Below are 13,060 nucleotides of genomic sequence, written 5' to 3' on the forward strand. Positions count from 1 at the left end.
CGCACGGTGCGAATGGCACCGTATCCCATCAGCGGCGGGGCTCGCCGAACGTCCGTCGTACGAGCGTGAAGGAACTCTCAGCGAGAGGTCAGAGCACGTCGCTCGAGCCCGTGAGCTTCAGGGCGTCCACCACGGCTTTCACCCGCTGGGCGTTCTCGCTCGTGGTGACGAGCAGAGCGTCGGGGGTGTCGACGACCACGATGTCTTTCACGCCGATCAGGCTGATCACGCGGCCGGACTGGCTGACGACGATTCCGCTCGAAGCGTCGGAGAGCACGCGCGCATTCTCGCCCAGAATGGCCAGATCGGATTTGCGGCCGCCCGAGTTGAGCTTGGCGAGCGAGGCGAAGTCGCCGATGTCGTCCCAGTCGAAGTAACCGGGGATCACGGCCAGTTTGCCGGCCGCGGCCGCCGGCTCGGCCACCGAGTAGTCGATCGCGATCTTCTCGAGGCCCGGCCAGATGCGGTCGACAGCCGGCCCGCGCGTGAGCGGGTCGTCCCAGGCTTCGGCGAGTTCGAGGAGACCGGCGAGGAGGTCGGGCTTCGAGCGGCCGATCTCTTCGAGGAGGCGGTCGGCGCGGGCGATGAACATCCCCGCGTTCCAGAGGTAGGAGCCGCCGGCGACGTAGCTTTCGGCGGTGGCGAGGTCCGGTTTCTCGACGAACTCGGTGACCGCGAGCGCGCTCGGCGCCCCGGGGGTGTCGATGCCGGCGCCGCAGTGGATGTAGCCGAACCCGACGGCGGGCTCGGTGGGGTGGATGCCGATGGTCGTGATGAAGCCCGCGTCGGCGGCGGCGACCGCCTCTTTCACCGCGGAGACGAACAGACGCTGGTTCTTGATGACGTGGTCGGCGGCGAACGACCCGATGATCACTCCGGGCTCCCGCCGCTCGAGGATGGCCGCCGCCAGGCCGATCGCGGCGGTGGAGTCGCGCGGCTCCGACTCGAGCACCACGTTCGGGTCGGTCAGGTTCGGCAGCTGCGCCTCGACCGCCGCCCGGTGCGCCCGCCCGGTGACCACCATGATCCGCTGCTCGCCCGAGAGCGGCGCGAGCCTGTCCCAGGTGTCGCGCAGCAGGGTCTGGCCGGAGCCGGTGAGGTCGTGGAGGAATTTCGGTGCATCGGCGCGCGAGAGCGGCCAGAGCCGCGAACCGATGCCGCCTGCGGGGATGACGCTGTAAAAGCGGTCGATCGCGCTGTGTGCGTGAGCCATGTCGACAGGATACCGAGCCACCTCGGTCACCGGCTGTTCACGGTTCGGCCACCGGGCCGCCCTAGCGTCGAATCATGCGGATCGCGGTCATCAGCGAGAGCTTCCTCCCCACCGTCAACGGGGTCACGAACAGTGTCTGCCGGGTGCTCGACCATCTGGCGCAGGCGGGGCACGAAGCCATCGTGATCTGCCCGGATGCTGGGGCGCCGGCGGAGTATGCCGGGTTCCGCGTGCACCAGGTTCCCTCGTTCGCGTACCGGCAGTTCCCTGTCGGGCTGCCGAGCCCGCAGGTGCAGCGCATCCTCTCCCGATTCGAACCGGATGTGCTGCACGCGGCATCGCCGTTTCTGCTTGGGGCGCAGGGGATCGCGGCGGCGAACCGTATCGGCGCTCCGTCGGTGGCGGTGTACCAGACCGACGTCGCCGGCTTCGCCCGGCGCAACGGGCTCGGGATGACCTCGGCCATCGCGTGGAAGTTCGTGCGGTGGGTGCACGACGGCGCCGACCTCACCCTGGTGCCGTCGGCGGCCTCGGAGTTCGACCTGCGTTCGGCGGGCGTGCGACGGCTGGCCCGCTGGGGCCGCGGTGTCGACCTGGAGCGGTACCACCCCAACAACAGGCGCACCCCGGCGGCCAAGGAACTGCGCGAGCGGCTCTCGCCGGACGGCGAGCTCGTCGTCGGCTATGTCGGACGCGTCGCCCCCGAGAAGCAGGTGGAGCTTCTGGGATCGCTTCGCGGGGTTCCCGGTGTCAACGTCGCGATCGTCGGCGACGGCCCGGCCCGGGCGGCCGTGGCCCACGAACTGCGCGGGATGCCCGTCAGCTGGCTCGGTCGGCTGGGAGGCACCGACCTCGCCGCGGCATATGCAGCGTTCGACATCTTCGTGCACACCGGGTCGGAGGAGACTTTCGGCCAGACGGTGCAGGAGGCCCACGCCTCCGGGCTGCCCGTCGTCGCTCCGCGTGCGGGAGGGCCCATCGACCTGATCGACCACGGCATCGACGGGCTGCTCTTCCCATCCGGCGACGCGGCGGCCCTGCAGGCGGGGGTCGGGATGATCGCGGCCGACGGTCCGCTCCGGCGCAGGATGGGGGAGGCCGGCCGGCGACGGGTGCTCGGCCGCTCCTGGGCGGTCGTCTGCGACGACCTGCTGCGCCACTACGAACAGGTCATCGTGGATCGGGTCGAGCACGTGCACCGTGTCGGCAGGCAGCGCGCGTACAGTTGAGTGGCCCTCTGCGGAGGGCACGCCCCGACACCCGCGATCACCGGAGGTGACTCATGGCCGCCAACACCAACCGACGTAGCATTTCGATGCCCTTCGTCTCCCGAGCGCGCCGGGTGGACCCTCCGTCAGCCGACCCGGACAGGCAGACGACTCCGCGCGGACCGCGCCCGAGCATGGTGGACAGCGCCATCTACGCGCAGGGCCGTCGCGTCGCGTCGCCGCGCTCGCTGGCCGAGACCTACCGCGCCCTCGATGACACCCCGGATGGCGTCGCCTGGATCGGGCTATACCGGCCGAGCGAGCAGGAGCTCATGTCGCTCGCCGAAGAATTCGGGCTGCACCAGCTGGCCATCGAAGACGCCATCGTCGCGCACCAGCGGCCAAAACTGGAACGGTACGACGGCGTGCTCTTCGTCGTGCTCAAAGCGGCCAACTACCTCGATGTGCCCGAGGAGGTCGACTTCGGCGAACTGCACCTCTTCGTCGGCCCCAACTTCGTCATCACGGTGCGACACAGCGAATCGCCCGACCTCTCGCATGTCCGTCAGCGGATGGAGCACGAGCCGGAGTTGCTCGCCCTCGGCACCCAGGCCATCCTGTATGCCATCATCGACGCGGTCGTCGATGCGTACAGCCCGGTCGTCGCCGGTCTCGCCAACGACATCGACGAGATCGAGACCCAGGTGTTCGGCGGGGATGCGCTGGTCTCCCGCCGCATCTATGAGCTGTCGCGTGAGGTGATCGACTTCCAGCGGGCGACGCATCCGCTGACCTCGGTGATGATCGCGCTGGAGCACGGCTCGGAGAAATACGGCGTGACTCAGGAGCTGCAGCGCGGCCTGCGCGACGTCTCGGACCACCTCATCCAGGTGAACGAGCGCGTGGACGGGTTCCGACAGCTGCTGCGGGACATCCTCACGGTGAACTCGACTCTCGTCTCAGAGCGGCAGAACGAGGAGATGACCAGGCTGGCGCATTCCACGCATCGGCAGGGCGAGGAGGTGAAGAAGATCTCCTCCTGGGCGGCGATCCTCTTCGCACCGTCGCTCGTGGCGGGCGTCTACGGCATGAACTTCACGCATATGCCCGAGCTCGCCTGGCCGCTCGGCTACCCGCTCGCGGTCGTCGCGATGCTCGGTCTGAGCACCGTTCTCTACCTGGTGTTCCGTAGGCGCGGCTGGTTGTGACCGCTCGCGGCTGAGGCCGTCCCGTTCACTTGCTCAAATGAGCAGGTGCCAAACAGGCGCGCATTTGTAACGCTTACATGAAGAAGCCGAAGAAGCGAACGGAGCCGTTCGTCACATTCGGTAACGTGAACAGCAAACGGCCTCACCCGCAGGCCAGCATCTTGGAGGACACCACCTTGACAATCACAGCCCGTAAGGCCGCGTTCGCCGGTCTTGCCGCTGCCGGTATCGTCGCGCTTCTCGCGGCGTGCGGCTCGGCCCCCAGCAGCACCAGCAGCGACGGCGCCAAATCGAAGTACCTGCCGTGCATCGTCTCCGACCAGGGCGGCTTCAACGACCGCTCCTTCAACCAGCTCGGCCTCGAAGGCGTGCAGGAAGCGGCGAAGAAGCTCGGAACCAGCTACAAGCAGGTCCAGTCGAAGAGCGCCAACGACTACGGCCCCAACATCAAGAGCCTCATCGCTCAGGGCTGCAACATCATCGTCGCCTCCGGCTTCAACCTCGTCGCCCCCGTCAAGGACGCGGCTGCTGCCAACCCGAAGGTCAACTTCGTGATGGTCGACGACAACAGCATCAAGGCCGACAACGTGAAGCCCGTCGTCTTCAACACCGACGAGGCCGGCTTCCTCGCCGGTTACGCGTCGGCCAGCTACTCGAAGACCGGCGTCATCGGCACCTACGGCGGCCAGAAGCTCCCGTCGGTCACCATCTTCATGGACGGCATCGTCGATGGCGTGAAGTACTACAACACGCAGAAGAGCACCGACAAGAAGGTCATCGGCTGGGATGTCGCGACGCAGGACGGCCAGTTCGTCAACAGCTTCGTCGACCTGAACACGTCGAAGACCATCGCGCAGACCATGCTCGGACAGAACGCCGACATCCTCGCCCCGATCGGTGGCCCGATCTACCAGGGCGCCGCCGCCGCGATCAAGGACTCCGGCAAGCCCGTCGCCCTCATCGGTAACGACGCCGACGTGTTCCAGACCGACCAGAACGGCTTCAGCAGCCTGTTCCTGACCTCGATCATGAAGAACATCAAGCCGACGGTGGCCACCATCGTCGAGCAGGCCGCGTCGGGCTCCAAGTTCGACAACAGCCAGTACGTCGGAACCCTGAAGAACGATGGCGTCGGCATCGCGCCGTTCCACGACTTCGAGTCGAAGGTCGCGCCGAGCCTGCAGGGCGAACTCGACAAGATCAAGGCCGGCATCGTCGACGGCTCGATCAAGGTCGAATCGCCGTCTTCCTTCAAGTAGGAACCAGCACCAACCTCGGGGGAGGCCAGCCTTGCGCCGGCCTCCCCCACCCTTTTTCGCGAACCCGATGTGACCCGCCCTTTCGCGCGCCACAGAAACTAGATTGAGTCGTATGAAGCTCGAACTTCGGGGCATCACGAAGCGATTCGGAGCCCTGGTCGCAAACGACCACATTGACTTGACCGTCGAACCCGGCGAGATCCATTGCCTTCTCGGAGAGAACGGCGCCGGCAAGTCCACCCTGATGAATGTCCTCTACGGCCTCTACCAGGCCGAAGAAGGAGAGATCCTCCTCGACGACGAGGTGCAGCATTTCTCCGGACCGGGCGACGCCATGAAGGCCGGCATCGGCATGGTCCACCAGCACTTCATGCTGATCCCGGTCTTCACCGTGGCGGAGAACGTGATGCTCGGACACGAGCAGACGAAGTTCGGCGGTCGACTCGACCTGCCCGCCGCCCGGCAGCGCGTGCGTGAGATCTCGGCCCAGTTCGGGTTCGACCTCGACCCGGATGCGCTGGTCGAAGACCTGCCCGTCGGTGTGCAGCAGCGCGTGGAGATCATCAAGGCGCTCTCCCGCGACGCGAAGGTCCTCGTCTTCGACGAACCGACCGCCGTGCTCACCCCGCAGGAGACCGACGAGCTCATGATCATCATGAAGCAGCTCGCCGCGCAGGGCACCGCCATCGTGTTCATCACCCACAAACTGCGCGAGGTGCGCGAGGTCGCCACCCGCATCACGGTCGTGCGTCTCGGAAAGGTGGTCGGCGAGGCCGACCCCCGCGCCTCCAACGCCGAACTCGCCTCCCTCATGGTGGGTCGCCCCGTCGAACTGAGCGTGCACAAAGAGGCGCCACGCGCCGGTGCGACGGCCCTCTCCGTGGAAGGCCTCACCGTCATCGACCCCGGCGGAACGGTCGTCGTCGACAACATCTCGTTCCAGGTCGCGGCGGGCGAAGTCCTCGCCATCGCCGGCGTGCAGGGCAACGGGCAGACCGAGGTCACCGAAGCCCTCCTCGGATTGCAGCCGAAGGTCACCGGTTCGATCGAGCTCGACGGCAAGCAGATCCTCGGCCGCTCGGTGCGCCAGGTGCTCGACGCCGGTGTCGGTTTCGTGCCGGAGGACCGGAACGTCGACGGTCTCGTCGCCGAGTTCACCATCGCCGAGAACCTGATGCTCGACCGGTCGAGCGGCGTGCCCTTCGTGAAGGCCGCCAATCTGCAGCTCAAGTTCCGTGACGAGTTCGCGGAGCAGAAGGTGCACGAGTTCGATGTGCGCGCCCAGGGCATCACGACCCACGTCGGCCGGCTCTCCGGCGGCAACCAGCAGAAGGTCGTGCTCGCCCGTGAGCTCAGCCGTGACCTGCGCCTGTTCGTCGCGGCGCAGCCCACCCGCGGGCTCGACGTCGGTTCGATCGAGTTCGTGCACGAACAGATCATCGCGGCCCGGGATGCGGGGGTCCCCGTGATCGTCGTCTCCACCGAGCTCGACGAAATCGTCTCCCTCGGCGACCGGATCGCCGTCATGTACCGCGGCGGCATCGTGGGAATCGTTCCCGCAACGACGTCCCGCGACATCCTCGGCCTGATGATGGCCGGCGAGCTGCCGCCCGAGGCGGAGCTCATCGAGCCCCAAGGAGTTTCCGCATGAGCGACGCCCCCCACACCGATCCGGAGGACCCTGGCGCTCTGCCCGACGCCGCCCTGCCCTCCGCACTGGACGAAGCGGCCGGCGGCCCGGATGCGGTCGCCGCCTCCACGACGCTTGCGGCCGACCAGATCCCCGCCGAACAGCGGGACGACCACGCCGTGGAGCCGGAGTCCCGGTCCCACCGGTTCTTCCGTGAACTCGGCTCCGGAAGCTTCCTGCTCTCCGTGCTCGCCATCCTGCTCGCGCTGATCGTCGGCGGCATCTTCATCGCCGCGACGAACGCGCAAGTGCAGGAGGCGGCGGGGTATTTCTTCGCCCGCCCCGGTGACACGATCGCCGCGATCTGGAACGCTGTCGCCGGAGCGTACTCCGCGCTGTTCCAGGGCGCTGTGTTCAACTTCAACTCGCCTGACTTCGGCACGGGCATCCAGTCGCTCGGCAGCACACTGTCGTTCGCGACCCCGCTGATCGCCGCCGGTCTCGGCGTCGCCCTCAGCTTCCGGGTCGGGATGTTCAACATCGGTGGCCAGGGGCAGATGCTGATCGCGGCGGCCGCAGCAGGGCTCGTCGCCTTCGACCTGCACCTGCCGTGGGGAATCCACATCGTGGTCGCTGTGCTCGCCGCCCTCGCCGGCGGCGCGCTCTGGGCCGGCATCGCCGGTTTCCTCAAAGCGAGGACGGGCGCTCACGAGGTGATCGTGACGATCATGCTCAACTACATCGCGTTCAACCTGTTGAACTATTTCCTTAACACACCTGTCCTCCGTGCCCCCGGCTCGAACGACCCGCGCACTCCGGCGTCGCTGCCGACCGCGGTGTTCCCGTCGCTGTTCGGCTCGGCGTATTCGGTCGACCTCGGGCTCATCCTGGTGATCATCGCGACGATCGTCGTCTGGTGGCTGCTCGAGCGGTCCAGCCTCGGCTTCAAGTTCCGCGCGGTCGGTGAGAACCCGAATGCGGCCCGCGTGGCCGGCATCTCGGTCAAGTCGGTGTACATCTGGGCGATGGTCATCTCGGGGTCGCTCGTCGGACTCGCGGCGGCATCACAGGTGCTCGGACGGATCACGACCGGATTCGGCAGCGACATCGACGCCGGCATCGGCTTCTCCGCGATCACCGTCGCGCTGCTCGGCCGCTCGCGGCCGTTCGGCGTGCTCGTGGCCGGCATCCTGATCGGCGCGTTCCAGGCCGGCGGCTTCGCCATGCAGGCCGCAGACGGCGTTCCGGTCGAGGTCATCGCGATCATCCAGTCGGTGACCGTGCTCTTCATCGCCGCGCCCCCGCTGGTGCGCGCCATCTTCCGTCTGCCGTCCCCCGAGGCCGTGCGGCGAACGCCGAAGACCTCGACTCGAAAGGGTGTGGTCGCCAAATGACCGCCGTGACTCCTCCCCAGGGCTCGCCCATCAGCGTCGCCGGCCTCAAAGCGCTGAACGCCGCGACCCGCAGCTGGCGCCTGCCGATCATCTTCGCGATCTTCGCCGTGATCAGCGTCGTGCTGTTCGTCTTCCTCAAGCGCGAGGGGACATCGACGTTCTCCTTCGCAACCCCGGGCGACGTCGTGAAGCTCCCGTCGTGGTCGGTCTCGGCCGGCCCGGCCGGAATCGTCGTCGCGATCATCGCCGTGCTCGCCACGATCGCGAGCTTCGTGCTGGTGTCGCAGGGCCGCACGGTTCCGCGCTGGCTCGGCGCGGTGTTCGCGCTTGTGCTGCTGTTCGGGTTCATCTCCTGGTCGGTCGTGGGCGGCACGATCCCGATCGCCGGCCTCCTCGCGGCGGCCTTGGCGCTGAGCGTCCCGCTGATCTTCGGCGCGATGGGCGGCGTGCTCTCCGAGCGTGTCGGCGTCGTGAACGTGGCGATCGAGGGCCAGCTGCTCGGCGGTGCGTTCTCCTCCGCGTTGATCGCCACCATCACGCACTCGGTGGTCGCGGGGCTCGTGGCCGCCGCCGTCGCCGGCATGGTGGTGTCGCTCATCCTCGCCGCGTTCTCGATCAAGTACCTCGTCGACCAGGTGATCGTCGGAATTGTACTGAACGTGCTGGTCTCCGGCGTCACGGGCTTCTTCTACACCTCGCTCATGGCGAACAACACGGCGGCGTTCAACCTGCCGCCGACGCTTCCGACGCTTCCCATCCCCGGCCTCAGCGCCATCCCGGTCATCGGCCCGGTGCTGTTCAAGCAGACGCTGATCGTGTACCTGATGTACATCGCGGTCGCAGCCGTCTACTACACCCTGTTCCACACGCGGTGGGGTCTGCGCGTGCGGTCGGTCGGCGAGCACCCGAAGGCGGCCGACACGGTGGGCATCAACGTCAACCGCACGCGTCTCTGGACGGTCGTCCTCGCCGGCGCGATCGCCGGCTTCGGCGGTGCCTACTTCACCATCGGCGGCGTCGGGGGCTTCGTCAAAGACATGACGAGCGGTCTCGGGTACATCGCCCTCGCCGCCGTCATCTTCGGACGTTGGGATCCGATCCGGGCCACGCTCGCCGCGCTGCTGTTCGGCTTCGCGAACGCGCTGCAGAGCGTTCTCAGCCTGCTGAACGCCCCCATCCCGAGCGAGTTCCTGAAGATGCTGCCCTACCTGGTGACCATCTTCGCGGTGGCCGGCCTGGTCGGTCAGTCCCGTGGACCGGCCGCCTCCGGAAAGCCATACATCAAATGAGCGCCGACACCGTCGCCGATGCCGTCGACTGGCACGCGTTGCGCGACGCCGCCCGGGAGGCGATGACGCACGCCTACGTGCCATACTCGCACTTCCCGGTGGGCGTCGCAGCGCTCGTCGACGACGGTCGTATCGTCAGCGGCTGCAACGTGGAGAACGCCAGCTACGGCGTCACCCTCTGCGCCGAGTGCGGCCTCGTCTCGGCGCTGCACCTCTCCGGCGGCGGACGTCTCGTCGCCTTCACCTGCGTCGACGGCAACGGCGGCATCCTCATGCCGTGCGGACGCTGCCGCCAGCTGCTCTACGAGCACTCCGCCGAGGGGATGCTGCTCGAAACCGTCTCGGGCATTCGCACCATCGACGAGGTCCTGCCGGATGCGTTCGGCCCGCGCCAGCTCGTCGACTATGCCGACACCACACAGAACACCCCCTAAGGACACACCGTGACCAGCACCACCGGCGCGGTCGAGGCGTTCGACGCCGTCGACCTCATCCACTCCAAGCGCGACCGCGGCGAGCTCTCGACCGCGGAGATCGACTGGCTCATCGACGCGTACACCCGCGGCTACGTCGGCGACGAGCAGATGGCCGCCATGACCATGGCGATCTTCCTCAACGGCATGTCCCGGCGCGAGATCAAAGATCTCACGATGGCCATGATCGCCTCCGGAGAGCGGATGAGCTTCGAGGGCCTCGGTAAACCGACCACCGACAAGCACTCGACCGGTGGTGTCGGCGACAAGATCACCCTGCCGCTGATGCCGCTCGTCGCGACGTTCGGCGTCGCCGTTCCGCAGCTCTCGGGCCGGGGGCTCGGACACACCGGTGGCACCCTCGACAAGCTGGAGAGCATCCCGGGCTGGCGCGCCAACCTCACCAACCAGGAGATGTTCGACCAGCTGCGCGACCACGGCGGGGTCATCTGCGCCGCCGGCTCCGGGCTCGCCCCGGCCGACGGCAAGCTGTACGCCCTGCGCGACATCACCGGAACGGTCGAGGCGATCCCGCTCATCGCCTCGTCGATCATGAGCAAGAAGATCGCCGAAGGCACCGGTGCGCTGGTGCTCGATGTGAAGTTCGGCTCCGGAGCGTTCCTGAAAGACATCGAGAAGTCGCGCGAGCTCGCTCGCACCATGGTCGACCTCGGCAAGGACGCTGGGGTCGCCACCTCCGCCCTCCTCACCAATATGAACGTGCCGCTCGGCTTCGCCATCGGCAATGCCAACGAGGTGCGCGAATCGGTCGAGGTGCTCGCCGGCGGCGGCCCGGCCGATGTGGTGGAACTCACCGTCGCGCTCGCGCGCGAAATGCTGGCCCTCGCCGGCAAGACAGACGTCGACGTCGAGGCCGCGCTGAAGGACGGCCGTGCCATGGACAAATGGCGCGACGTCATCCGCGCCCAGGGAGGCGACCCTGAGGCGCGGCTTCCCGTCGCCAAGGAGACGCACACGGTCGCCGCCGAGCGCGACGGCATCCTGGTGGAACAGCAGGCCCTGCCCTTCGGCATCGGCGCCTGGCGGCTGGGTGCCGGCCGCGCCCGCAAGCAGGACCCGGTGCAGCATGCGGCCGGTATCGATCTGCACGCCAAACCGGGCGACGCCGTTCGCGCCGGCCAGCCTCTGTTCACCCTCTCCGCCGACGAGCCTGCCCGGTTCGAGCGCGCCCTGGAGGCCGTCGCCGGCGCCTACCGCATCGGCGACCCGGGCGACGAAGTACTCACCGGCGGCCCCCTCATCGCCGACCGCCTCTCCTGAGGTCCCGGCTGAGCGATATCTGCCGAGAACACGAGCCGATAGATTGAAGATATGAGCGAACAGAACGAGAACCCCACACTGAGCGACGGCACCGACATCGCGGCGCTGCCCAAGGTTTCGCTGCACGACCACCTGGACGGCGGCCTGCGGCCCGCCACCGTGGTCGAGCTCGGCGCCGAGATCGGTCTCGAGCTTCCGGCGACAGAATCGGACGAGCTCGGCGACTGGTTCGCCGCCAAGTCCAACTCGGGTTCGCTCGTCGAATACCTCAAGACCTTCGACCTGACCACGGCTGTGATGCAGACCCGTGAGGGCTTGACCCGCGTGGCCCGCGAGTTCGTGCAAGACCTGGGCGCCGACGGCGTCGTCTACGGCGAGATCCGATGGGCGCCCGAACAGCACCTCTCCCGCGGTCTCAGCCTCGACGAGACCGTCGAAGCCGTTCAGGCGGGCATCGAGCAGGGCCTCGACGATGTCACGGCCACCGGTCACCCGCTGCGGGTCGGCCAGCTCGTCACCGCCATGCGGCATAACGACCGCGGTCTGGAGATCGCCGAGCTCGCCGTGCGCCACCGTGACCGCGGCGTCGTCGGCTTCGACATCGCCGGCCCCGAGGCCGGGTTCCTGCCCTCGAAGCATCGGGCGGCGTTCGACTACCTCGCTGCGCAGTTCTTCCCGGCCACCGTGCACGCCGGCGAGGCCGACGGGCTGGAGAGCATCCGCAGTGCGCTGCTCGACGGCCGGGCGCTGCGCCTCGGCCACGGTGTGCGCATCGCCGAAGACATCGTGATCGAGCGCCAGGACGACGAGAACACCTATGTGACCCTCGGCACCGTTGCACAGTGGGTCAAAGATCGCGAGATCGCGTTGGAGACCAGCCCGACCTCCAATCTGCAGACCGGTGCGATCGCCGCCTGGGGCGACGACATCCTCGACCACCCCTTCGACCTGCTCTACCAGCTGGGATTCCGGGTGACGGTCAACACCGACAACCGTCTGATGAGCGGCACCACGCTCACGCGTGAGCTCTCCATCCTCGCCGAGGCGTTCCAGTACGACCGAACCGACCTCGAAGTCTTCCAGCTGAACGCGGCCGCCGCCTCCTTCCTCCCGCTGGAGGAACGCGAAGAGTTGGCCGACATCATCACAGCGGGTTTCGAGGGTTCCTAGGACAGCGACCGATACGCTTAGGGGTATGCCACTTCCTCCCCTCCCCGATTCCGCTGTGAACGTCGGCGCGCACGCCGCCGACTGGCGGGAAGCGGTGGAACTGGCGGGAGCGGCCCTCGCACGTTCGGGGGCGACCGAGCCGGGATACGCGGCCCGCATGATCCAGGTGATCGACGAGTACGGCGCCTACATCGTGATCGCACCCGGCCTGGCTCTCGCGCACGCACGCCCGGGGCCGGATGTGCTCACCGCAGGCCTCTCGGTGGTCACCCTGGCCGAACCCGTCGTCTTCGGGCACCCGCACAACGACCCCGTGAACGTGGTCATCGGCCTCGCCGTCGCCACGCCGGACGCCCATGTGACCTCGGTGGCCGAGCTCGCCAACATCTTCAACGACCCCGGTGCCATCCCGGCGCTGGCGGCCGCTGAGGATGTGGCCGAGGTGCAGCGCATCATGGCCGCCAGCGAAGAAGGGGCCGGGCGATGAAGATCGTCGCCATCTGCGGTGCCGGCGTCGGCACCTCCGGCATCCTCAAAGTCAACGCCGAGCGCGTGCTCGAGCGGCTCGACATCGAGGCCGAGGTCACCGCATCCGATGTCGCCCACGTCGCGGCGGCGGCGGCCGACGCCCAGGTCATTCTGACGTCTCCCGAGCTGGTCGAGGCGATCGGCGCGACGAATGCCGACATCGTCGTGGTCGAGAACTACTTCGACCTCGACGAACTCGAACGCAAGCTCGATATCGCGCTGGGCTGACGCGCCGGCGTTCTGCGCCTACTGCGTCGACCGCCTGCCGCGTCGACCGCCTGCTGCGTCGGCCGCCTGCCGCGTCGACCGCCTGCTGCGTCGACCGCCTGCTGCGTCGACCGCCTGCCGCGTCGAAGAGGGCCCCACAGCGCCGTCCGCCTTCCCGGCGAGGTGGGACCCCTCGACGG

General features: G+C 67.9%; 12 protein-coding genes. 11 read left to right on the top strand and 1 reads right to left on the bottom strand.

Features of this window, described 5'->3' with window-relative positions; translation table 11 throughout:
* Positions 1-88: 88 nt before the first annotated feature.
* The gene (locus K5L49_RS16715) at positions 89-1,213 is read right to left on the bottom strand and encodes a mannose-1-phosphate guanylyltransferase (protein WP_223694509.1); all 1,125 of its coding nucleotides are present in this window, start codon (positions 1,211-1,213) and stop codon (positions 89-91) included.
* A 74-nt stretch (positions 1,214-1,287) separates the two neighbouring features.
* Between K5L49_RS16715 and K5L49_RS16720 the strand changes: the two genes are divergently transcribed.
* From K5L49_RS16720 to K5L49_RS16770, 11 genes are all read left to right on the top strand, one after another.
* Entirely contained in the window at positions 1,288-2,442 is a 1,155-nt protein-coding gene (locus K5L49_RS16720) for a glycosyltransferase family 4 protein (RefSeq protein WP_223694511.1), read from the top strand.
* A gap of 53 nt (positions 2,443-2,495) precedes the next feature.
* Positions 2,496-3,629, top strand: a complete 1,134-nt coding sequence (locus K5L49_RS16725) for a magnesium and cobalt transport protein CorA (protein WP_223694513.1) — start codon at positions 2,496-2,498, stop codon at positions 3,627-3,629.
* A gap of 176 nt (positions 3,630-3,805) precedes the next feature.
* Entirely contained in the window at positions 3,806-4,888 is a 1,083-nt protein-coding gene (locus tag K5L49_RS16730; protein ID WP_223694514.1) for a BMP family lipoprotein, read from the top strand.
* A 112-nt stretch (positions 4,889-5,000) separates the two neighbouring features.
* Positions 5,001-6,539 carry an ABC transporter ATP-binding protein gene (locus K5L49_RS16735; RefSeq protein WP_223694516.1) on the top strand — a complete coding sequence of 513 codons (1,539 nt, stop codon included), beginning with the start codon at positions 5,001-5,003 and terminating at the stop codon, positions 6,537-6,539.
* Positions 6,536-7,912, top strand: coding sequence for an ABC transporter permease (locus K5L49_RS16740; RefSeq protein ID WP_223694518.1), 1,377 nt, complete (start codon positions 6,536-6,538; stop codon positions 7,910-7,912). Before K5L49_RS16735 ends, K5L49_RS16740 begins: the two co-directional genes overlap by 4 nt.
* Complete coding sequence (locus tag K5L49_RS16745) at positions 7,909-9,201, top strand: ABC transporter permease (RefSeq protein ID WP_223694520.1); 1,293 nt, start codon at positions 7,909-7,911, stop codon at positions 9,199-9,201. The genes K5L49_RS16740 and K5L49_RS16745 overlap by 4 nt, the downstream gene beginning before the upstream one ends.
* Positions 9,198-9,635, top strand: a complete 438-nt coding sequence (locus tag K5L49_RS16750; RefSeq protein WP_223694522.1) for a cytidine deaminase — start codon at positions 9,198-9,200, stop codon at positions 9,633-9,635. Before K5L49_RS16745 ends, K5L49_RS16750 begins: the two co-directional genes overlap by 4 nt.
* A gap of 9 nt (positions 9,636-9,644) precedes the next feature.
* On the top strand, positions 9,645-10,955 hold the full coding sequence (locus K5L49_RS16755; protein WP_223694524.1) for a thymidine phosphorylase: 1,311 nt from the start codon (positions 9,645-9,647) through the stop codon (positions 10,953-10,955).
* A 51-nt stretch (positions 10,956-11,006) separates the two neighbouring features.
* The gene (locus K5L49_RS16760) at positions 11,007-12,125 is read left to right on the top strand and encodes an adenosine deaminase (protein ID WP_223694526.1); all 1,119 of its coding nucleotides are present in this window, start codon (positions 11,007-11,009) and stop codon (positions 12,123-12,125) included.
* 25 nt (positions 12,126-12,150) lie between these two features.
* Complete coding sequence (locus K5L49_RS16765) at positions 12,151-12,612, top strand: PTS sugar transporter subunit IIA (RefSeq protein WP_223694528.1); 462 nt, start codon at positions 12,151-12,153, stop codon at positions 12,610-12,612.
* Positions 12,609-12,881 carry a PTS sugar transporter subunit IIB gene (locus tag K5L49_RS16770; protein ID WP_223694530.1) on the top strand — a complete coding sequence of 91 codons (273 nt, stop codon included), beginning with the start codon at positions 12,609-12,611 and terminating at the stop codon, positions 12,879-12,881. Before K5L49_RS16765 ends, K5L49_RS16770 begins: the two co-directional genes overlap by 4 nt.
* Positions 12,882-13,060: the final 179 nt, after the last annotated feature.

Origin of the sequence: Leifsonia poae (genome assembly GCF_020009625.1) — a bacterium.
Classification (GTDB): Bacteria; Actinomycetota; Actinomycetes; order Actinomycetales; family Microbacteriaceae; genus Leifsonia; species Leifsonia poae_A.

Coding starts and splice junctions, on each gene's coding strand:
- K5L49_RS16760 (WP_223694526.1), top strand. CDS start 11,007: ATGAGCGAACAGAACGAGAACCCCACACTGAGCGACGGCACCGACATC.
- K5L49_RS16715 (WP_223694509.1), bottom strand. CDS start 1,213: ATGGCTCACGCACACAGCGCGATCGACCGCTTTTACAGCGTCATCCCC.
- K5L49_RS16735 (WP_223694516.1), top strand. CDS start 5,001: ATGAAGCTCGAACTTCGGGGCATCACGAAGCGATTCGGAGCCCTGGTC.
- K5L49_RS16720 (WP_223694511.1), top strand. CDS start 1,288: ATGCGGATCGCGGTCATCAGCGAGAGCTTCCTCCCCACCGTCAACGGG.
- K5L49_RS16770 (WP_223694530.1), top strand. CDS start 12,609: ATGAAGATCGTCGCCATCTGCGGTGCCGGCGTCGGCACCTCCGGCATC.
- K5L49_RS16750 (WP_223694522.1), top strand. CDS start 9,198: ATGAGCGCCGACACCGTCGCCGATGCCGTCGACTGGCACGCGTTGCGC.
- K5L49_RS16745 (WP_223694520.1), top strand. CDS start 7,909: ATGACCGCCGTGACTCCTCCCCAGGGCTCGCCCATCAGCGTCGCCGGC.
- K5L49_RS16740 (WP_223694518.1), top strand. CDS start 6,536: ATGAGCGACGCCCCCCACACCGATCCGGAGGACCCTGGCGCTCTGCCC.
- K5L49_RS16725 (WP_223694513.1), top strand. CDS start 2,496: ATGGCCGCCAACACCAACCGACGTAGCATTTCGATGCCCTTCGTCTCC.
- K5L49_RS16765 (WP_223694528.1), top strand. CDS start 12,151: ATGCCACTTCCTCCCCTCCCCGATTCCGCTGTGAACGTCGGCGCGCAC.